This window comes from Xenorhabdus sp. NBAII XenSa04, from assembly GCF_963866145.1.
GTDB classification, from domain to species: Bacteria; Pseudomonadota; Gammaproteobacteria; order Enterobacterales; family Enterobacteriaceae; genus Xenorhabdus; species Xenorhabdus indica.
Genome location: NZ_CAWMEB010000398.1, coordinates 83,699 through 104,426 on the forward strand (window position 1 = coordinate 83,699; position 20,728 = coordinate 104,426).

19 protein-coding genes and 1 pseudogene are annotated in these 20,728 nt (G+C 40.3%); 6 read left to right on the forward strand and 14 right to left on the reverse strand.

The annotated features are described in order from the left end of the window. The first annotated feature begins 103 nt into the window (after window positions 1–103). Window positions 104–826 (forward strand): type 1 glutamine amidotransferase, encoded by a 723-nt coding sequence (locus AAC147_RS13320; protein ID WP_047681921.1) that lies wholly within the window; start codon window positions 104–106, stop codon window positions 824–826. A gap of 70 nt (window positions 827–896) precedes the next feature. On the opposite strand, the gene AAC147_RS13325 is transcribed toward AAC147_RS13320, so the two are convergent. Then, window positions 897–1,505, reverse strand: coding sequence for an HD domain-containing protein (locus AAC147_RS13325; RefSeq protein ID WP_047681873.1), 609 nt, complete (start codon window positions 1,503–1,505; stop codon window positions 897–899). 20 nt (window positions 1,506–1,525) lie between these two features. Beyond that, window positions 1,526–2,524 (reverse strand): tRNA-modifying protein YgfZ, encoded by a 999-nt coding sequence (gene ygfZ, locus AAC147_RS13330; protein WP_047681876.1) that lies wholly within the window; start codon window positions 2,522–2,524, stop codon window positions 1,526–1,528. Between the two features lie 299 nt (window positions 2,525–2,823). On the opposite strand from ygfZ, the gene sdhE reads away from it, so the two are divergent. Next, entirely contained in the window at window positions 2,824–3,090 is a 267-nt protein-coding gene (gene sdhE / locus AAC147_RS13335) for an FAD assembly factor SdhE (protein ID WP_047681879.1), read from the forward strand. Next, window positions 3,071–3,523, forward strand: coding sequence for a protein YgfX (locus AAC147_RS13340; RefSeq protein WP_047681883.1), 453 nt, complete (start codon window positions 3,071–3,073; stop codon window positions 3,521–3,523). The genes sdhE and AAC147_RS13340 overlap by 20 nt, the downstream gene beginning before the upstream one ends. A gap of 168 nt (window positions 3,524–3,691) precedes the next feature. Here the strand turns inward: AAC147_RS13340 and AAC147_RS13345 are convergent, their stop codons facing one another. From AAC147_RS13345 to prpB, 7 genes and pseudogenes are all read right to left on the reverse strand, one after another. After that, window positions 3,692–4,786, reverse strand: coding sequence for a Txp40, insecticidal toxin (previously name A24tox) (locus AAC147_RS13345; RefSeq protein WP_231571421.1), 1,095 nt, complete (start codon window positions 4,784–4,786; stop codon window positions 3,692–3,694). Window positions 4,787–5,626: 840 nt separating this feature from the next. Further along, window positions 5,627–5,859: pseudogene (locus AAC147_RS13350) on the reverse strand (IS1-like element transposase); the annotation flags it as partial. A 235-nt stretch (window positions 5,860–6,094) separates the two neighbouring features. Next, window positions 6,095–7,042, reverse strand: coding sequence for a glycosyltransferase (locus tag AAC147_RS13355; RefSeq protein WP_047681886.1), 948 nt, complete (start codon window positions 7,040–7,042; stop codon window positions 6,095–6,097). A gap of 285 nt (window positions 7,043–7,327) precedes the next feature. Continuing rightward, a complete protein-coding gene (locus AAC147_RS13360) occupies window positions 7,328–9,214 on the reverse strand; it encodes a propionate--CoA ligase (protein ID WP_047681890.1) in 1,887 nt (628 codons plus the stop codon). 80 nt (window positions 9,215–9,294) lie between these two features. Beyond that, the gene (locus tag AAC147_RS13365) at window positions 9,295–10,770 is read right to left on the reverse strand and encodes a bifunctional 2-methylcitrate dehydratase/aconitate hydratase (protein WP_047681892.1); all 1,476 of its coding nucleotides are present in this window, start codon (window positions 10,768–10,770) and stop codon (window positions 9,295–9,297) included. 72 nt (window positions 10,771–10,842) lie between these two features. Further along, entirely contained in the window at window positions 10,843–12,006 is a 1,164-nt protein-coding gene (gene prpC, locus AAC147_RS13370; protein ID WP_047681895.1) for a bifunctional 2-methylcitrate synthase/citrate synthase, read from the reverse strand. Beyond that, complete coding sequence (gene prpB, locus AAC147_RS13375; protein WP_047681897.1) at window positions 11,999–12,904, reverse strand: methylisocitrate lyase; 906 nt, start codon at window positions 12,902–12,904, stop codon at window positions 11,999–12,001. Before prpB ends, prpC begins: the two co-directional genes overlap by 8 nt. A gap of 297 nt (window positions 12,905–13,201) precedes the next feature. On the opposite strand from prpB, the gene prpR reads away from it, so the two are divergent. After that, window positions 13,202–14,869 (forward strand): propionate catabolism operon regulatory protein PrpR, encoded by a 1,668-nt coding sequence (gene prpR, locus AAC147_RS13380; RefSeq protein ID WP_052189554.1) that lies wholly within the window; start codon window positions 13,202–13,204, stop codon window positions 14,867–14,869. Between the two features lie 109 nt (window positions 14,870–14,978). Here the strand turns inward: prpR and AAC147_RS13385 are convergent, their stop codons facing one another. Next, on the reverse strand, window positions 14,979–15,320 hold the full coding sequence (locus AAC147_RS13385; RefSeq protein ID WP_047681899.1) for an SH3 domain-containing protein: 342 nt from the start codon (window positions 15,318–15,320) through the stop codon (window positions 14,979–14,981). 554 nt (window positions 15,321–15,874) lie between these two features. On the opposite strand from AAC147_RS13385, the gene AAC147_RS13390 reads away from it, so the two are divergent. Beyond that, window positions 15,875–16,519 carry an AidA/PixA family protein gene (locus tag AAC147_RS13390; RefSeq protein ID WP_047681901.1) on the forward strand — a complete coding sequence of 215 codons (645 nt, stop codon included), beginning with the start codon at window positions 15,875–15,877 and terminating at the stop codon, window positions 16,517–16,519. Window positions 16,520–16,668: 149 nt separating this feature from the next. Continuing rightward, the gene (locus AAC147_RS13395) at window positions 16,669–17,214 is read left to right on the forward strand and encodes a DUF7823 domain-containing protein (protein WP_047681903.1); all 546 of its coding nucleotides are present in this window, start codon (window positions 16,669–16,671) and stop codon (window positions 17,212–17,214) included. A 153-nt stretch (window positions 17,215–17,367) separates the two neighbouring features. Here AAC147_RS13395 and AAC147_RS13400 read toward each other — a convergent pair whose 3' ends face one another. From AAC147_RS13400 to AAC147_RS13415, 4 genes are all read right to left on the reverse strand, one after another. Then, window positions 17,368–18,690: a TIGR00366 family protein gene (locus AAC147_RS13400; protein WP_047681904.1), complete on the reverse strand. Its 1,323-nt coding sequence runs from the start codon at window positions 18,688–18,690 to the stop codon at window positions 17,368–17,370. Further along, entirely contained in the window at window positions 18,687–19,352 is a 666-nt protein-coding gene (locus AAC147_RS13405) for a 3-oxoacid CoA-transferase subunit B (protein ID WP_047681908.1), read from the reverse strand. Before AAC147_RS13405 ends, AAC147_RS13400 begins: the two co-directional genes overlap by 4 nt. A gap of 12 nt (window positions 19,353–19,364) precedes the next feature. Then, window positions 19,365–20,015, reverse strand: a complete 651-nt coding sequence (gene atoD / locus AAC147_RS13410) for an acetate CoA-transferase subunit alpha (protein ID WP_047681910.1) — start codon at window positions 20,013–20,015, stop codon at window positions 19,365–19,367. 366 nt (window positions 20,016–20,381) lie between these two features. Beyond that, a partial coding sequence (locus AAC147_RS13415; RefSeq protein WP_231571423.1) for a hypothetical protein occupies window positions 20,382–20,728 on the reverse strand: 347 nt, incomplete at its 5' end.

A 20,728-nucleotide genomic window follows, 5' to 3' on the forward strand; every position in this document is an offset into this window, starting at 1 on the left:
AAATGAAATAAAAGCAGTGTTGAGAGCCATCTCACACTGCTTTTTTATATCAGCTAGAGGCATCCGTTGGAATAATTCAATCCTTTTCTAAGGTGATAAAGTGATAAGAATCCATTTTGTGGTACATGAATATTTTGAAGCACCTGGGGCATATGAAGATTGGGCTAACGCAAGAGGATATCAGACTACATTTTCACGGGTTTATCTCGGCGATAAATTACCAGATTCAGTTGAGGGTATTGATTTTCTGATAGTAATGGGAGGGCCTCAAAGCCCTGCAACCACAACGACTGACTGTGCGCATTTTGATGCAGCAGCGGAAAAGCAACTTATTGTAAAAGCGATTGCATCAGATAAGGTCGTTATGGGTGTCTGTCTTGGTGCACAGTTAATTGGAGAAGCATTAGGGGCTGCTTTTGAGCATAGTCCTGAGAAAGAAATAGGAAAGTATCCAATTATGCTTACTGCTGAGGGTTTAAAAAATGATAAATTTACTCATTTCGGTGAACTTCTTGAAGTTGGGCATTGGCATAACGATATGCCGGGTTTGACTCAGGATGCAAAAATTATTGCTTATAGTGAAGGTTGCCCCAGACAGATTATTGAATACCAAAGTTTGGTTTATGCTTTCCAGTGTCATATGGAACTGACTACAGAGGTAGTTGAATTGCTTATCCAAAATTCAGAAAAAGACCTTAGTAAAGCGGATAAGTATACTTTTGTTCAAACACCGGAAATATTACGTTCCCATGATTATAGTGAGATGAATAATAATTTATTTGTTTTTCTCGATAAATTGGCTAACCAATATATGAAGTTAAATTGATTGATATAATCGTCACGACGGTTTTTAAGTCGTGACGATAAACTGAACGCTTTTAATTGGAAATAGAAAATTACACTTTTAACCAACCTTTTTCTCTTGCTGCTTCCAGTTGTGGTAGCAAATATTTCCAAAATTCAGGGTAACTTTCAGAAATAAACTGGAGCAAGTTAAAGACTTGTTCAAAACGAATACCATTTTCTACCCAACTCTGCCCATTATTATGCAAGTTCATAAATACTGGCATAACCCTGTCGAGCATTTTGGCAAAACGTGCTTCAGGTGTTTCTCCGTCTTCATACTCGTACCAAAGGGCGAGAAAATAATCTCTCTGCGTTTCTGGCAACAAGCCGAAAATACGTTTGGCAGCTTGCACTTCTTGTTCATGAATAGCTTCACGAGCAGCTAAATCAAACGCGATAACATCCCCGGCATCGATTTCCACAATATCGTGAATCAATGCCATCTGTATAACACGGCTGATGTTTACCTCTCCGGCATAAGGAGCAAAACTGATAACTGCAAGAGCAAAGTGCCAGCTATGTTCCGCAGAATTTTCATTGCGCTGATTGTTCAGAATTTTCGTTTTACGGTGAACATATTTTAATTTATCCAGCTCCATGATAAAGGAGATAACATCGGTAAACGGGCCGAAATTAACAGGAGATACAGTCGATGACATAAGAAACTAAACCTCAAATATTATTTTTCTTCCAATGAATAAGGTAGTGCCTGAATAGAGAGAGAATGCCCTTCATCGTTGCGAATACGGAATACATTATCTGTTTCCATATCATTGCTCATAACGATCTGTACCCAAACGGAGTCATCAGCCAATTTGACCGCAGCGAGAACTGAGCCAGTCCGACGCCATTTATCGCCTAACTGCCATTCCAGTTCATCACCTGCCACAGGAAGAGAAGAAGCGCTACCTGCCAGCCAATACATTGCCCGCTTATTAGCACCACGATATTTAGCACGTGCTACTATTTCCTGACCGGCATAGCAGCCTTTTTTGAAACTGATACTGTCTTTGATGGCCTGAAGATTAGTAGCCTGTGGAATAAATTGTGCGCTGCTTGCTTCATCAATTACGGGGAATCCTGCTTCAATCTCCAACGCCAGCCACTGCTGGCTATCGTTCAATTGTGCCTGAAATTTTTCAACTAACACTTCGGCTAATTTGGTTGCAGTCGTGTTATCTGTAACTAAAAGAAAACGTTCTGTAGGGAGAGAGAAATGAAGAATAGTTGTTGTTTCATGTTGGATAACGGTTGCTTCTGCATCAGGTAAAATGGGAAAAAGTGTTGCCAGTGCTTCCCGGCTTCCCACTCCGGCGATACCAAGCAAGATATTTTTTTCGTCTTTGATAAAGGACACTTTGGAGAATACAGCATACTTTTTCAATTCAGCCAGTTGCGTATCCAATACTGAGCGGCGTTCAATATAGGCAAAACCTTCTCCACGATGAAACAGCCGCAGATTGCTCCACATCTTTCCTTTAGCATCACAATGAGCACATAGTACATGTTGATTTGCAGCCAGGGAGTTAATATCTGCGGTCACCTGACCTTGCAGATATTTTTCTGTATCAGTCCCGGTTGCGGTGGCCATTGCCCAATCATCAAGGGAAATTAATGTCAGTGGAAGTGTTGTGGAAGATAATGGAGATTGTGCAGAAAACGGAATTTGGTAAGCCATAACAGCTCCTGCCATAAACTATCTGAGAAATAACGTTAATGGTAAAAGAGATGAAGCTCAATGCAAAGGAGTTATTTTTGTTATTTGCTGGTTGAAGGTTTATTGGCAGATTGGTGTGATACCTTTTATTGCGATACTTTTCGCATATTATAAAGTTACCAACAGCTCAATCGTTGCCAATGATGAAAAACAGCCCAGAATCATTGATAATTACAGGTTCTTACTGTAACAAGTTTTTACAATGATAGGTATTGCCGTCCCTATGGCACGAATGAAAATAATCAAGAGGCTTTTTAAACATGGATATTGACAATAAAGCGCGTATTCACTGGGCATGTCGTCGTGGGATGCGTGAACTGGATATTTCTATTATGCCATTTTTTGAATATGAATATGACTCGTTAAATGATAATGAAAAACGCATTTTTGTTCGTTTGCTGGAATGTTCAGATCCTGATCTTTTCAATTGGCTGATGAATCATGGCCGCCCGGAAGATGAGGCGCTTTTCAACATGGTGCAATTGATTCAACGCAGAAACCAAGCTCGTGGTCCTGTGGCACAGTGAACTGAGAGTATCTCTCCGAACCCGCCTGTTTTCCTCTGGCGTGCATGGAATTATTCTTCTGGTTGCTCTATTAACACCGTGGTTTGCCAATAGTTTTTATGTCTGGCTTCTGCCGTTGATCATTATCTCCATCGTAGCGAGTTGGATAAGGAGCCAGAGAAATATCATGCAGTATCAGGGGAAACTAATACTGTTTTGTGGCAATAAGGTATACTGGCAAAAAGAAAGATGGAAAATGACTCAACCACCGTGGCTTAGCCGTTATGGGATAATGCTCACCTTACGTGCCTTTGAGCAAGCGGAAAGTTTTCGCCATCGGCCTAATATTCGATTATGGGTGGCATCGGATAGTATGTCGGTTAAAGATTGGCGTAGTTTTAGCCAGATTATGCGTAGTACAGAATTGTGGAAAGAAAAGGCAGAAAGATCATGAAAATCTGACAGACTTATTCCTGAGTGGAGAATCTGTTGTGGCTAAGAAATAGATATATCACTACTGAACTGGCGAATGGCAATAAGCTGTTTTATTAGCGAATTCGGTGACCGCCTGGACGGTCACCTTTGATGAAAGGTATTCTCTTATCACCATCTATAAATCAGGCTACAAATTTTTATAATGAGTACCAACACTTTGAATCTCGATTATTTTGGCATCATCATTTTTGATGAATGTTACCCTGTGTTTTTGGCTTAGCCTTATACTAGATAAATTTCTACCTTGCAAATTTTCGAAGTTACTGCCGCTTTCTGTACCAATATTTTTTGCTGCTGTGATTGGATCATTACCCTTTTGTACCTCTTTTATAAATGAGCTATATTTTTGCTTTGCAGCATCGTCCATATTAGCAAATCCATTTTTGGATTTGTTATCTCTAAGTTTTTGCAAACTAACTTTCCATTTAGACGGTGCTGTTGTGGACGACGCTACTGGACCCAATTTAGGCCCTTTTGTTGGACCGGCCAGATAACCTATTCTGCCATCAGGTAGCTTCTGAGGTGGTCGAAAGAAAGGCTGAGAAAGTTTTTTTCTCCCAATATAATTCTCTAATGATTTAGTTTCTAGTCCGTTGTAAAAACTTCTTGAAAAAATCCTTTTTCCTAGTGATGTCGCAGCAGATAAGATAAATAAAAAATCAATTAATTTAAAAAATCTTGCCGCGTTTGATTGTTGATTTTCCTCCAGAGGGATTTCTTGTGAAGCAAAGAAATAGAGCGCTAATAATTTATCTTCATCTAAATAATCTTTCAATGGCTTATTTTCAAGACCAGGAACATCCCAGGTATTTTCAGGATATTCACCTTCAAAATCCAGTTCGTTCTGGAGAAATCCATTTGCCATATCTTTAGAAATTTGATCACCATTCTCACCCAATAGTGCAGATGAAAGATTAGACATGTATTCTTGATAAATGCTATCCGCGGTATCCTTATTCTTATAATAGTCATCTGGAAGTTGAGAGACATTATGAATACCACTTACCGCTAAAGCGTAAGCTAATATTACTTTTTTAGCTCGATATTCAATTCCATACGCTGCTGTATGACCTTCATCTGTTTGCTTAAAGTTTAGTATACGTATTATATCTCCCGCTATTTGTTTTTCAGCGGATGGATAACCTTCACCTCTAGCATCAGGCGTTAATTGTATTACACTCGAAGTTGTTATGGATTTTATAACCATTGTATTTTCAACCATTGTACTTTCCCATTATGTTGGCGTTTATTGAAATAAAGACTAATATAAATTGCAGCGTTGATTTCCGCTGTTACGGTTTTTTGACTGCTTTAATTAAATTATCAAGTTTATTTTCTCTCTATAATATCCTTACAAACACCTCGGATAATTGAGGTGCTAATATTTTAATAATAAGTAACTAGATAATCATTTTTTTATGATTATGACTTAATATAAAAAACATGTGTTTATGTGACTGATGGATATATAGATAACATAGCAATTTTATGGTGTCAAGCACTGCTAAGTGACTTAATTTTGATTATATTATAGGCATGAGTGATTTGATTTTAATTAAATCTCTGTAGCCTGAGCCAGTTTATCAGGACTCTTTTAGAGACAACTGTAGCGAATGAAACAGCATTATCTCTATATATTTTGTTTTAGTGTTATCTCTAATGACAATGGAGAAGAAAGTAAAACAGATAAAATTACGCGATGTAGTTTTGATATTAATTTTTTTCCATCATTATTGTATGGAATTTCTGACAAATATGTTGGCGCATATGCTGTTAAATTTTCTTTAAATTGTTGTTAGTTTTAATTGTGAAATAATTTAAGCGTTATCACATATTTCTCAATCTTTTATGGTGGTGAATTAATTTTGCAAATGGTATTTGCATTTCATTATATATTTATTAGTTATAGGTTAATGCTAATTTATTTGTGAGTAATATGTTTCAACTAATAACTAAGTAATTTATCATTAGTTCAATTTAAATTAACTTTAAAAGGTCATGAACCCAATGGTTAGATCGTTTAGAGAAAGTAGTATTCACGTTCAATGAATGTTCCTATTCAGAGCCAGCGTGGGTTTTTCTTGTGACCGACAAATGACCACTGCTCGTCTAGTTCACAGATAATCTGGATATCACTTCCTGCCAGAGGCAGTGTGGTTATCTGTCTGGGAGTGAGGTTTTTAGTGTGCGAATGACCGTGTTAATGCCGACCTTCAGGACGCGAGCGGTATCTCTGACACCGACGTTATTCATCGCCATATCAATGATCCGCGCTTGCATGCCAGGATGACAGGCTTAAACGTGATGCGAATCAAAAAAAAGCTCCGCATTGGCACGGAGCAGGAATGGGTAAAAGTAGCTGGGAAAATGTAGTACAAGAGCATAGTAATACTGTGCTGCTAAACATCGATTAAACAAAAGCTAAAATGAGAAGAATAAAGGTAACCTCAACTATGGTTATATGGTAACCCTCTTTTTTTATTCATTTTTATCGTTAAAGTTTCAAATAGCCTATTCTGATTTATTTGTTTTAACGTGATATTAATTTGTGAAAGTAAAACTTAATGAATCGAGAAGCTTTTTTGGAATTTTGATTGTTGTTATAAACTTCTTGTATTAAACGAAACCATTTTTGAGCAGTAGATTCTCGGTTATATTCTTCAAATCTTTTTTTTCCATTTGATACCATCGATAAATATAAATTTGACTGATTTCTTAATTTATCCACTGCATCTATAAATTCTGTTGGAGTTTTTGCTATCAAATAATCTAACTCACTTAACCTTATTGCTCTCATTGAGGGTTCATCATCGCAAATAACAGGGCAACCTGCATTCCATGCATTGATGAGTTTACTGGCTGGTTTTCTTATGATATTTGTATAATCGCGTCTAAAACTTATAGCAATATCTATATTGCTATAATCAGTCCAATCTTTGTTCGATTTTATAAAAGTAATTTCCCTTGAATTTAGCTCATTTTCTAATGTTTTGTCTGAAAAGAAATCGGGTAATGCATCTTCATGTCCAAAAAAACCAATAGTTTTTATTTCACCATTATTTTTTGCCCTTGGTTTTAATCCTGGCTGAGGCCAATGAGGGATGAAAATTTTTCCATTCTTAGCCTGTAGGGGATTTTGCACAATCACATAATCAGCACCGTGAACGGATGGACGATCAGCCTGGCAAACTATAGTATTTCCTCTCCATGGTTTAGTCTTAGAACTAAAGTTATCATAGTGTAATATATTAATGGCATTATCTTGGGCTTTATTGGTTAATCTAATGTCTAGACAATCTCCATAATAATAATTAAGGTTAATTAAAGTTTGCATGACCCAACAAGATTTTCCTTTACGATAATATCTTTCTGAGAGGCTGTCGAGATCTGTTTTTCTATTTATTATATATTGAAAATCGTAAGCATATTTTTCTATGAAATTTTTATCTGAAATGCCATTGATAATGATTTTACTCATGCTGTTCTACATATTTAGTTTTAAAATTCATAAAATATATCATAATATATATGATATATTCAATGAATATCGATTTTTATGAAAGAGATAAATGAAAGTAACCAACAAAGGAAGTGATTTTGAAAATATCGTGTATATTTATTATGGGGGATTTTTATCTCTTATAGTGTTTTAACTAAAAAATATCAGCCTTATTATTTGTGACAGAAAAGAGGTAAATATCTCGCTTCCTGCCACAAAATAAGTTGGTTATTGGAATGAATTTCACTTTTATTAATCTCATTTTTAATGAGATACCGCATCTCGTATTACGTCCAATGAAGCAGGATTTTCAATTAAAGCAATATCACTGGGTTCACGACCTTCACAAATGGCCTGCATGGTACGGCGTAACATTTTCCCAGAACGTGTTTTTGGCAATTGCGTGACAAAATAGATACGTGCCGGACGTCCAACACTGCCAATTTTCTTATCGACCAGACTCATCAGTGATTTTTCCAAAGTGGCAAAATGGTCCGCACTCTGAATTTCACGTCCTTCTTTGAGGACGACAAAGGAAACTGCGGCCTGTCCTTTTACATCATCTTTGATACCGATAACCGCGACTTCAGCAACATCTTCATGGCTGGCGATACACTCTTCGATTTCCCGGGTGCCCAGACGATGCCCCGAAACATTAATCACGTCATCTGAACGTCCCAAAATAAAGTAGTAACCATCACGATCACGGATCCCCCAATCGAAAGTGGAGTAAACTTGCTGATCAAAATGCTTCCAGTAAGTATTCACAAAACGGTTATTATCACCATAAATAGTTTGGATACATCCGGGAGGCAAAGGGCCTTTGACGACCAACATGCCTTTTTCGTTGTCATCACACTCCTGTCCGGTCAGTTCATTAATCAATTTGACGTTAAAACCATACATCGGGAATCCCGTACTGCCAAAACGACTTGGTCTATCATCCAGTGCTCGTGCTATCGCCATAATTGGCCAGCCCGTTTCTGTTTGCCAGTAATTGTCAATCACAGGTACGTTAATGGTTTCAGTCACCCAACGTGCAGTATGCTCATCAAGTGGTTCACCTGCCAGATAGAGTGTTTCAAGAGAAGAAATATCGTATTGAGAGAGATTATCTGTAGGATATTTCTTCAGAACTCGAATGGCCGTTGGTGCGGAAAACATCCTGTTGACCCGATATTTTTCCACAATTTGCCACCAAATACTGGCATCTGGCCGGATGGGCAAACCTTCATACATAATAGTTGCCATACCCGCGATCAGCGGAGCGTACACAATATAGGAATGCCCGACGATCCAACCGATGTCTGATGTACAAAAGAATACACCGCCAGCTTTACCGCCAAAAATAATCTCCATTGATGTTGCCAGTGCTACTGCATAACCACCAACGTCACGTTGTACACCTTTGGGTGTTCCTGTTGTTCCTGATGTATAGAGAACACAAGAAACTTCATTGGATTCCAGCCATGTTACCGGAACCTTTGCATCCAGATAGGATTGTCGCAAGGTGGCAAAATCCACATCCCGGTTTCTGACCCAATTTATCTCTGCCAGGCCACGGTTGACCATCAATACATGACGTGGTGTGTGTACTGCTAATTCAATGGCTTCATCCAGCAATGGCTTGTAGGGAATGATTTTTCCTCCACGAGAGCCTGCATCAGCAGAAACGACTAGTACTGGCTCAGCATTATCTAATCGGGTAGCGAGGCTATGGGCAGCAAAACCGCCAAAAACCACAGAGTGGATAGCACCGATACGGGCGCAGGCAAGTAAGATAAATAAGGCTTCTGCCACCATCGGCATATATATCACAACACGATCGCCTTTTTTGACACCGAGAGAAAGCATGATAGCGGAGGCCCGGTTAACTTCCTGATATAACTCCTGGTAAGTGAAGACTTGTTCAGTATTCGTTTCTGTTGAAATCGCAATCAGTGCCTTAGCATCAGGTTGTCTTTCCAACCAGCGATCCAATGCGTTGTAACATAAGTTGGTCTTTCCACCGCAAAACCAGCGGGCAAAAGGCGGATTACTGTGATCCAGAACTTGTGCAAAAGGGTGCTGCCAATGAATTCGTTTGGCTTGTTCTACCCAGAAGGCGTTGGGTTCATTAATCGAACGTTGGTAAAAATCTTTGAATGACATAATTTCTCCTAACGCAGTATTTTCCTAACATAACGTAAGGATAGCGGTTCCTGAAATAAGAACCGCTGAAAATAGGCAGATTAAACAACGTACAAATCAAGATATTCGTTTACCGGGGTGTCTTTGATATCGTTCAGTTCAAGGGATGCTGACAGTATTTTTTGTTGTTGCTTTGCTGAGAAGCGTCGGGCCAGATTGGTTTTAAATTTTTCCAGCAGAGTGGGGATACCATCGGCACGCCGTCGTCTGTGCCCAATTGGAAACTCGATTATGACTTCATCAAACTGGCTGTTATCGTTGAAGGAGATAGTCAGGGCATTGGCAATCGAGCGTTTTTCCGGGTCATGATAATCTTTCGTAAAATCAGGATCTTCAACACAGACTATTTTTCCCCGTAAGGCATCAATACGCGGATCTTTAGCGACATCATCTTCATAATCCGTAGCGGTGAGACGACCAAACAGCAATGGAATCGCAACCATATACTGAATGCAGTGATCTCTGTCGGCCGGATTATGTAACGGGCCTTGTTTATCGATAATACGGATACAAGCCTGATGAGTACGGATAGTGATTTTGGCGATATCTTCGATATTTTTACCGAATTTTTTCAACTGATTATGCAACTGCATGGCGGCTTCAACCGCAGTTTGTGCATGAAACTCAGCGGGGAAAGAAACCTTGAACAGTATATTTTCCATCACATAGCTGCCATAGGGGCGTTGAAATTGAAATGGCTCGCTGTTGAACAAGACATCATAAAATCCCCAGGTTTTAGCTGTTAATACAGAGGGATAACCCATTTCACCTTTTTGTGCCATCAGGGCCAGACGCACAGCACGGGAAGTCGCGTCTCCCGCTGCCCAGGATTTGCGGGAACCTGTATTGGGAGCATGACGATAAGTTCTTAAGGATTGACCGTCTACCCAAGCGAGTGAAACGGCACTTAATATCTGTTCACGATCCAGCCCTAACATTTGAGCAATCACTGCGGTTGAAGCAATTTTGACCAGAACGACATGATCCAGCCCGACTTTATTGAAAGCATTTTCCAGTGCTAAGCAACCCTGGATCTCGTATGCCTTAATCATGGCGGAAAATACATCCCACATAGTGAGTGGTTGTTCCCCACGGGCTACAGCATTTCTTGACTGCCAGTCAGCGACAGCAAGTATTCCGCCGATATTGTCAGACGGATGTCCCCATTCAGCAGCCAGCCAGGTATCGTTGAAATCCAGCCAGCGGATAAGAGTACCTATATTGAACGCAGCCTGTACCGGATCAAGCTCGAACTGAGTACCCGGCACTCGTGCACCATTGGGGACAACTGTACCCGGCACAATCGGCCCCAATAATTTGGTACAGGCGGGATACTCCAATGCCTCTAACCCACAGCCTAATGCATCTAAAAATGTGTGTTGGGCTGTGACATAGGCAATAGGGGAGACGATGGTGTAATCCATGACATAATCCACGATATCTACAATCACCTGATCATATTCGGGACGATCATTAACAACGGGAGTTAGTGTAGAAGCAGGAATAGAGGTAGACATAATCAATCCTTTTCGAAAAATTGCATGTAAGGTATGAATTAGTACTATTTAAAAGGTAATTATCAGTCAGTGTCAGCGCTGTTCAATTGGAACAAAGAACAAATTTTCCGGGCCGGTATAATTGGCAGAAGGGCGAATAATTTTGTTATCAACACGCTGCTCAATAATGTGTGCAGCCCAACCGGAAGTACGGGCAATAACAAACAGTGGAGTAAACATAGCGGTGGGAACGCTCATCATGTGATACGATACGGCTGCAAACCAGTCAAGGTTTGGGAACATTTTTTTCTTATCCCACATCACAGATTCAATTCTATCCGCAATATTAAACATTTGAAGTGTGCCTGTTTCTTTGGACAGGGTCAGGGCTATATCTTTAATCACTTTATGGCGTGGATCAGAAACGGTATAAACCGGATGTCCAAAGCCAATGATCACTTCCTTTTTTTCTAATCGCTTGAGAATATCGGCTTCTGCTTCATCTGGTGTGTCATAACGCTGCTGAATTTCGAATGAAACTTCATTGGCACCGCCATGTTTTGGCCCTCGCAGGGCACCGATGCCTCCAATAATGGCGGAGTACATATCTGAGGCTGTACCGGCAATCACGCGGCTGGTAAAAGTAGAAGCATTGAATTCATGTTCTGCATACAAGATCAGAGAAGTATGCATCGCCTTTTCCCAAGATGGGGGGGATTTTTTGCCATGCAAAAGATGAAGGAAATGGCCGCCGATAGAATCATCATCAGTTTCAACATCAATACGGCGTCCGTTATAACTATAGTGATACCAATAAAGCAGTATGGAGCTGAGGGAAGCAAGTAAACGATCAGCAATATCACGGGCACCTGGGAGATTATGATCTTCTTTTTCCGGTAGAGTGCAACCAAGAACGGAGACACCCGTACGCATGACATCCATTGGATGGGCGACTGCGGGCAGGGCTTCCAGCGCAGCCTTAACACTGCTTGGCAAACCGCGCAATGCTTTCAGTTTGGTTTTATAAGCGGCCAACTCCGCACGGGAAGGGAGTTTTTCATGGATTAACAGGTAGGCAACTTCTTCAAATTCACAATGGGCTGCTAAATCGAAAATATCATAACCCCGGTAATGTAACTCCTTACCATTTTTTCCAACAGTACAAAGTGCGGTATTACCCGCAGTAATACCCGATAAGGCAACAGATTTTTTCGGTTTAAATGGGGTAGCTTCAATCTTTGTATTTTGTTCATTCATGTGTATCACCTCTGTTATTTTTCTGGGAAAACAGGGCATCCAGTTTCTGTTCAAAATCGTAATAGTTGATGCTTTCATACAGTTCATTACGGGTTTGCATCATACCGAGCACATTTTTTTGAGTGCCATCACGACGGAGTGTGGTATAGACCTGTTCTGCGGCCTTGTTCATGGCGCGAAAAGCTGACAGGGGATAGAGGGCGATAGAGACATCCACGCTTCTTAACTCTTCGAGAGTAAAGAGTGGAGTGGCGCCGAATTCAGTAATGTTTGCCAGTACTGGAACCTGAGTTATTGCAGCAAACGTTTTATACATTTGTAGCTCAGTCATTGCTTCCGGAAACAGCATATCTGCTCCTGCTTCAATATAGGCTTCGGCTCTATCAAGGGCAGCACTCAATCCTTCTACTGCCAATGCATCGGTACGAGCCATAATGACAAAATGTTCGTCGCTACGGGCGTCAACGGCGGCTTTGATACGGTCTACCATCTCATTTTTTGAGACAATTTCTTTGTTTGGCCGATGACCACAACGTTTTGCACCGACCTGATCTTCAATATGTAGTCCGGCAGCGCCTGCTTTAATAATAGACCGAACTGTACGGGCAACATTGAATGCTGATGAGCCAAATCCGATATCTGCATCTACCAGCAGTGGTAAATCACATACATCGGTGATGCGCCGGGTATCGGTCAGCACATCATCCAGTGTTGAGATGCCAAGATCCGGCAGACCTAATGAACCGGCTGATACGCCGCCACCGGAAAGGTAGATAGCTTTATAGCCTGCTCGTTTTGCCAGCAATGCATGATTCGCATTGATGGTTCCTACCACCTGTAACGGAGATTCTTCTTTTATTGCCTGACGAAAAGTCAAACCAGCAGAATAAAATCCCATGTATAACCCCATTATTATAAAAATGAAACTAATTTGTATTAAATTGTTAGCAAAGCAAAGTTTGTGCCAAAAAGTAAAAATGGGGGGGTAATTGAGACAGATAATGAGTGGGTTTTTATTTTATATTTACAATCAATATATTAATTGGTATTTCCTATGTTGTGGTTTCTGAGTTTCTATGAGGTATAGTATATACTTGTTTTAAAATGAACCTGATGATGTTTCAATTTTGTTTCATTATGGGGAAATGAAACATCGTAAAGAAAGGACGGGCAGAAAACGCAGAAGGGGAAAGATATGATACCGATACAAATCGAAGAACGTGATAGTAGTAAGCCGGTTATCTGGACAGTTTCCATCTCCCGCCTTTTTGATCTTTTTCGAGATATCACACCAGAGTTTAATCATCAGGCTGATATCACACCAATCCATCTTGGTTTTGAACAAGCGGTGCAACATATTCGCAAACGTCTGGAAAATGAACATTGTGATGCCGTGATTTGTGCCGGCTCTAATGGCTCATACCTAAAAAGCCGCTTATCAGTGCCGGTGATCATAGCCAAAGCCAGTGGGTTTGATTTTATGCAGGCACTGGCTCGTGCCCGACAAATTAGCTCCCGCATTGGGGTGATCACTTATCAGAGTACCTTGCCTGCTTTGGAGGAATTTCAGCAACGTTTTAATCTGCGCATTGAACAACGTAGTTATGCGACAGAAGAAGATGCCAGAGCACAGGTTAATGCCTTGAAAGCGATTGGAATTAAAGTGATTGTAGGTGCCGGATTGATCACCGATCTGGCTTATGAAGCTGAGCTGGTGGGTGTATTTGTCTATTCTGCTGCTTCTATCCGGCAGGCATTTCATGATGCTTTAGATATGGCTAAAATGGCCAAACTTAATCAAGCCGTGATTTCACCTTATCCTACTAAAGATAAACTGCGGATCAAACATACTATCAATGACATTCGGGGAAATTCCCCTGCAATAGAGCGTGTACGCAGCACAATTATGCTATATGCCCGTTCAACGGCTACCGTATTGATTCAGGGAGAAAGTGGTACAGGTAAGGAGTTAGTTGCACAAGCTATTCATCATGAATATACCTTGCGTTATGGTCAGTTAAAGGGAAAGCATCCACGGCCATTTGTTGCCGTCAACTGTGGGGCGATTGCTGAGTCATTATTAGAGGCTGAATTGTTTGGCTACGAAGAAGGTGCATTTACCGGCTCCAGACGGGGTGGGCGTGCAGGATTATTTGAGATTGCGCACAGAGGAACTTTATTTCTGGATGAAATTGGTGAAATGCCATTGCCATTACAAACACGTTTATTAAGGGTATTGGAAGAGAAATCTGTCGTCAGAGTTGGGGGATATCGTCCAATTTCGGTTGATGTCCGCATCATTTGTGCAACGCACTGTGATTTGGATCAATGGGTACGCGAAGGGCGTTTTCGTGTCGATCTATTTTATCGCTTAAACGTATTGCGGATTAATCTTCCAGCATTACGGGAGCGGGGAAATGATATAAGTATGCTGGCGCTGGAATATTTACGGCGGGCATTTGCGACACTCAATTTACCTGTTTCTGCTTCAAGAGTACATGAACTTTCTCATTGCGATGAGATATTGCAATCTTATCATTGGCCGGGAAATGTGAGGGAATTGCGTAACCTGATGGAGAGAATCGTTCTCTACATAAGTGCTAATCCTGAGCAGGTATTGACTCCTGCATTAATACTGTCACTTTCGCCTGAACGTCAGGTTGATATTGGTCCAACAAACAATAACCTGCAAACGCAGATAGCCGCTTTCCCCTTTAAGGAAACATTGTTGTCAGAGCATGATATTTCAGTACATGACGTCGTGGCACGTTTTTCAGGCAACCGTCAGGCAGCAGCAGAGTATTTGGGGATTAGCCGTACAACATTATGGCGGAGACTGAAACAGACGCAGGGGAAAAATTAACTGAAAAGACCCTCATCTTTCTACTAATTACTTAATTTACTTGTTAATTTACGGTTAGAAAGATGACTGTAAGTTGAAATTTCCACCGGAATAGGGAAGTAATACTCTTTTAAAATTCCACGCAACCTTGCGGTATCCAGCCTGTTTCACCACATCTTTTATGTGCCAGAAACCAACCGTTTAATAACTTTTCCAAATATAGACATTCGCCGATTTGTACAGTTAATTCGTGAGCGATGTAGTTTTCTGTACAGATCGCTTGATTAGTTTGGATGAAACAGAGGATTTGTTGCGGAACCCAACCACTTATTTCTGATGTATCTGTCGCCCAAACCCAGTAAGGATACTCTATATCACTGTGACTGATTACAACAACATCGCCAGCTTGTAAGCGAATTGGATTTGGATAAGCGCTGACATAATTTTTGATCACGATACTTTTACCAAACATATTTTCTCCAGATTTAGCTTAATTTAGCTGGTGGAATGATAATCAGTAATTATACATCGAATAGAATTGTATATCTATGTAACTTCGACGGTCAGATATTAAAAGGAAACGGGTAAGAGAAAAATTATTCTGTTTTATTTTACGAAAAAACTATCAATGAGGTTATGTTATCATTTTTATGATGAATTTATTTTTATCTGTTTTTTTTAAATCCGGAATGTCAACGAGTTAATGATGACAAATTAATTAAAAATTTATAACCATGATTATTTTGAAATGTTTTGATAAATAATCATCATTATAACATGTAAAGTAAATTATTATGTTTAGCAGTTAAGCAGCATATTATTGGTGATTAATCTATATAAAATACAATTTAACATTTCTTTATTGTGATAAAAAAATTCTTTATAAGGACACTTTTTGAGACTTGGCTTTTATATTATTTTGTTATGATATGTTCTGTAAGAAGCTTATAAATAAAACGCAGACCCAGTGCTATGTTGGTCGCGTAGCAAAACATACTAATACCATAAACAAATGAGGGTACTATAATGTCTAAAATGATTGATGTATTAATGGGTGTAAGAACCGAAGATATTATGAATGATTTTGGTAAACTTAGCAAAGATATTAATAGTCCAGTTTCAATGTGGTCTGCGGATGTTTTCAAAAAATATGTTACTTACATCCATGAAGATGAAACAATGACTTCTGTTGATAGCTCAGGTAATTTAATGGTTAAATGCGATGTGGGAGATGTCATTCGCATGAATTTAATAACATTAAATAATAATCCTGACTATTCTGTTGCTATGATGAAGATGGATCCGATGATGAAAATGGACTCCATGATGAAGATGGACTCCATGATGAAGATGGATTCTATGATGAAAATGGACTCCATGATGAAAATGGATCCGATGATGAAAGTCATGCAGGGTGACATGGTTCAAATGCTGGAGCCACACAAAATGGTTGCCAGCACAAAATACATGCCTGTTGTTGACGTAAGAAATCCAATGGATGTGGATATGCAGAAAGTGAAAAGTTGCTATTTGATGACCAGAGTCAACATGATGCCTCCTATGGGCACTATGCGTGTAATGTATTATGAGTGTATTTTGGGAATATATAAAGAAGGCATGTTGCAGGGTTACATTGCCGCAGAGCCTGGCCTTGTTCTGGATAACAGATAATTTTTATCAGGTAAAAAAACTGAATTAAATTTAAACCTTTTAGGTCGCGCAGACGCGCGGCCTTTTTATATCAGTAAAGTCAAATTATCTGTTGGATTAACGGTAGGATGAAATTACTTTAAATTTTAATAATCATAAGTGAGGAATTTATGTCAGAAATTAATGCTCAAAAAATTGCTTTTTCAGATTATATGTTGGTTGCTGATATTACTTTAGGAATTAAAGTGTATAAGATAAATAGTTTTGTTGATAATATTTCTTGGGGATACTTGAATAAACCAAGGATGGAAGTTCCAATAAAGGGAACAGTACCAGATTATGGTTCTTTCAATGTAATAAAAAATAGCACAGGATTTGCTTATGTTATGATATTTGGATGGAATGAGTATGTTAAATTTGATAATAATGAACATCCTGAGCTTCAAAATGTCTTTACTACGCCGAAACTTGTCTTTTCTGTTCTTACTTATAATAGTCAAGAAAATTACAATGATATTGATAATTGCTTTAAAAATAAAGAGCTTCATATAACAATCGGTGATGAAAAATATAACCTTGGTAAACGTATACGTAGCTTAGTTGGTACAGTCCCCTATGAAATTATCAGTTGGTATGAAGGTTACGATTCATTAAAATTTGGTACTGAATTGAAAAAATCGGGTGAGACTAAGCGTCTTTGTATGAAGTGGATATAACTGGATTATATTTATAATTGAATTCAAGGTTGTACTCTGTTGTGACTGGTGATGTTTCTCATTTATTGATGTATTGGTCGACTGTCGATAACGGCACATTAAGCGCCGATAATCACAATATTTTCCATAATAAATCCTTAATTCTTATTATCATTAAAATAGAAGGAGGCCGATAATAAATATCAGAGCGGAAAAAAAGAGTGCCGTGATGCAGTAGCCCATAATATCGCGTACCCCAAGCCCTGCAATAGCCAGCGCCGGTAATGCCCAAAACGGCTGTGCCATATTCATCCACTGCTCACCATAAGCGATAGCCATAACTGATTTACCTAAATCTGCGCCCAACACTTCAGCAGCAGACATGACGAACGGCCCTTGAATAACCCAGTGACCACCACCAGATGGCACCGCAAGGTTAATCAGTGCGGAACTGAAGAAGGTCATAATTGGGAAAGTGTCTTTGTTCGCGACGTTGATAAAGAACTCCGTGATAAGCCCGCCTAGCCCTGAACTTTCCATCATCAGTTGAATACCTGCATAGAAGGGGAACTGCACCAGAATACCCGCAGTACTTTTCGCCGCAGCCCTCACTGCACGCATATATGCCATTGGGGTTTTATGCAGTAATAAACCGGTCAGCAGGAAAATCATGTTGACGGTGTTAATGGTAATGTTGAACCCGTTCTTGGCAAAGTATATACCGAGGTAGGTGAATCCTAGTATTCCGATGATCCACGCGATAATACGGCTTTCTTCCATGCGTTCAGATAGAGGAGCGTTTTTCGGCAGTTTTTTCTGGAAATCCGGCTCTTCTTCCAGCAAAGCCGGGTCGATAATCATAATTTCCTCTTTTTTCGGCATCATCATACGGGTAACAAACGGCATGACGGCGATAAGACAGAGAGTGATAAAGATGTTGTAACTGGTAAAGATAGTCTGGCTGACAGGGATCAGACCTGATATATGCTCAACCGGATTGCCAGGCGTTGCTGCCAACAGCGGCATTGAGCCGGAAAAACCACCACCCCACGTCAGGAAGCCGATGTAGGCGCAGGCGATCAGAAGCGGGTAATCAGAACCGGGAACTTTACGGGCGACCTCACGGGCAAACATAGCTCCTACAACTAACCCGAATCCCCAGTTAATGACACAAGCCACGGAGCCGAAGAAGGTTACTAGCATCACACCCTGTGTGGGTGTTTTTGCCAGTGAAGCTGATAGCCTCAGAATACGTTTAACAGAACCAGAGCTCGCCAGCGCGTGACCAGTGACGATAATCATCGCCATCTGCATCCCGAAAGCAAGTAGGTTCCAGAATCCGTCTCCCCACATTTTAACCAGATCCATTGATGTGCTGGATGTCAACGACAGCGCGAGCATAAATGTGAGCATGGTGAGCAGCATTGCAAAAATCAGCGGATCTGGCAGATAGCGGCTCACAAACCGTGTCATTACACGAGAAATGCGGCCTATCATACGCTATCCTCAGTCACATTAAGAGACATCACTTTCACGTGTGGAGAAACGATAAATTTGGCTTCGGTTTTCGCCTTGATGGTGTCAATATTTACACCCGGTGCGTATTCAAATAGCACCATCTGACCGTTTTCGAAACGGAATACCGCAAGTTCAGTAACCAGCGTATCTACTGCATTCACTGCTGTCAGCGGCATAGTGCATTGACGTAGAATTTTGGCTGAGCCATCTTTTGCACAATGTTCCATTGCAATGATCACTCTACGGGCGCCGGTCACCAAATCCATCGCGCCACCCATGCCCGACACCATCTTGCCTGGAATCATCCAGTTAGCCAGATTGGCATTCTGGTCTACCTGTAATCCGCCTAGCACACTAGCATCAACGTGACCACCTCGGATCAGAGCAAAGGAGAACGCACTATCAAACATAGACGCGCCCGGTAGTACACCACAAAGTTGTCCTCCAGCGTTCACCAGATCTTTATCCGGCTGTGTGACAGGCCCCAGACCGAGAAAGCCGTTTTCAGACTGTAGGGTGATCTGTACCCTTTCAGGCAGGTAGTTCACTACCTGAGTTGGTAGGCCGATACCAAGATTAACGATATCTCCATCATTCAATTCAAGGGCTACGCGGCGGGCGATAAGTTCTTTAGCGTTCATGGAATTTTATCCTTATTGAACAATGAGATGGTCGATGATAGCACCCGGTGTAACAATGCAGTCAGGATCGAGTGAACCAACCGGTACGATTTCATCCGGTTCAGCGAGCGTGATACCTGCGGCCAGTGCAATAAGTGGGTTAAAATTACGTGCGCTGAGGTGGTAGGTCAGGTTGCCGAAAGTGTCTGCTTTGTGTGCCTGAATCAGTGCCAGATCGGCATACAGCGGCAATTCGAGAAGGTATGTCCGGCCATTGATGACTTTTTTCTCTTTGCCTTCTTCCACCACGGTGCCCACGCCGGTTGGTGTCAGAAAACCACCCAAACCAGCACCGGCGCAACGGATCTGCTCTGCCAGCGTACCTTGTGGCACCAGTTGTACTTCCATTTCACCGGAGATCATGCGACGGCCAGCTTCTGGATTGGCACCGATATGGGATGCAATTAATTTTTTTACTCGGCCATTAACAATCAATGGCCCCAGACCGGTATCAACAAAGGCTGTATCATTGGTAATAAGGGTTAGATTTTTTACACCGGTTTCTAATAGCGCTGTCATTAAACGTGGAGGGGTGCCCACCCCCATAAATCCACCCACCATAATGGTCATCCCATCGCAGAAAAATTCCTTTGCCTTATCAATCGTTATTTGTTTATTTTTCATATTTCTTTCCTTAGTAAGAAAAATATCTTAAACAGTAAAATAGCAAAGGGTATGTCGATAGATTAAATTTTATATTCCACTAACAATAAACTTTTTTAAATAATAAATATTATTGGTTTTTAATGGTATGATAATTTTTGGTTGGCTGTGATTTAATTGCTATTAAATAGCAGAAAATGGTATGTTGTAAAAAATGTATAGCAAAGATCAGAAAAAAACGGCAGGAGTTCAATTTAAGAAAAAAAGATTAAAGAGAAATAGGAAGTTAGCAAAATAATTAGATGTTAAAGAAATATTGAAAGTATTGGCTTCTTTATTTTTGTAAAAGAGAAGATAAGCAAAAGCCCTCTTAAAGAGGGCTTTTGCTTATATTTTATAAAATAATTGCGTAAAACTAGCATAGCTACCATCTGCAACTTCAATGGTTGTCGAATCACTGGAAAAATTGAATTTTAACCATATCCAAGCTAAACCCGTTAGTTTCTGTTCGCTTGTACCATTAATAAGAGGTACTGCTATTGCTTGTTGAGGTGCAGTTAATCCAGACCCTCTTACAATAGTAATTATTTTTCCTCGGAGATCAGCAGGTATAAAAGGAGATGAAGCGTAGACAGCGAAACATTCGAGCCGAAACCCATAGGTGAACGTGATAACTCCGAAATTCGCTGATTGTGTTGTGCCGATGGTATCGTTGAACCAGCAGGCAATAGTTT

Excerpts from the sequence above, each read along its gene's own strand:
- AAC147_RS13325 (WP_047681873.1), bottom strand. The coding sequence starts at position 1,505 with ATGTCATCGACTGTATCTCCTGTTAATTTCGGCCCGTTTACCGATGTT.
- ygfZ (WP_047681876.1), bottom strand. The coding sequence starts at position 2,524 with ATGGCTTACCAAATTCCGTTTTCTGCACAATCTCCATTATCTTCCACA.
- sdhE (WP_047681879.1), top strand. The coding sequence starts at position 2,824 with ATGGATATTGACAATAAAGCGCGTATTCACTGGGCATGTCGTCGTGGG.
- AAC147_RS13345 (WP_231571421.1), bottom strand. The coding sequence starts at position 4,786 with ATGGTTGAAAATACAATGGTTATAAAATCCATAACAACTTCGAGTGTA.
- AAC147_RS13355 (WP_047681886.1), bottom strand. The coding sequence starts at position 7,042 with ATGAGTAAAATCATTATCAATGGCATTTCAGATAAAAATTTCATAGAA.
- AAC147_RS13360 (WP_047681890.1), bottom strand. The coding sequence starts at position 9,214 with ATGTCATTCAAAGATTTTTACCAACGTTCGATTAATGAACCCAACGCC.
- AAC147_RS13365 (WP_047681892.1), bottom strand. The coding sequence starts at position 10,770 with ATGTCTACCTCTATTCCTGCTTCTACACTAACTCCCGTTGTTAATGAT.
- prpC (WP_047681895.1), bottom strand. The coding sequence starts at position 12,006 with ATGAATGAACAAAATACAAAGATTGAAGCTACCCCATTTAAACCGAAA.
- prpB (WP_047681897.1), bottom strand. The coding sequence starts at position 12,904 with ATGGGATTTTATTCTGCTGGTTTGACTTTTCGTCAGGCAATAAAAGAA.
- prpR (WP_052189554.1), top strand. The coding sequence starts at position 13,202 with ATGATACCGATACAAATCGAAGAACGTGATAGTAGTAAGCCGGTTATC.
- AAC147_RS13385 (WP_047681899.1), bottom strand. The coding sequence starts at position 15,320 with ATGTTTGGTAAAAGTATCGTGATCAAAAATTATGTCAGCGCTTATCCA.
- AAC147_RS13390 (WP_047681901.1), top strand. The coding sequence starts at position 15,875 with ATGTCTAAAATGATTGATGTATTAATGGGTGTAAGAACCGAAGATATT.
- AAC147_RS13395 (WP_047681903.1), top strand. The coding sequence starts at position 16,669 with ATGTCAGAAATTAATGCTCAAAAAATTGCTTTTTCAGATTATATGTTG.
- AAC147_RS13400 (WP_047681904.1), bottom strand. The coding sequence starts at position 18,690 with ATGATAGGCCGCATTTCTCGTGTAATGACACGGTTTGTGAGCCGCTAT.
- AAC147_RS13405 (WP_047681908.1), bottom strand. The coding sequence starts at position 19,352 with ATGAACGCTAAAGAACTTATCGCCCGCCGCGTAGCCCTTGAATTGAAT.
- atoD (WP_047681910.1), bottom strand. The coding sequence starts at position 20,015 with ATGAAAAATAAACAAATAACGATTGATAAGGCAAAGGAATTTTTCTGC.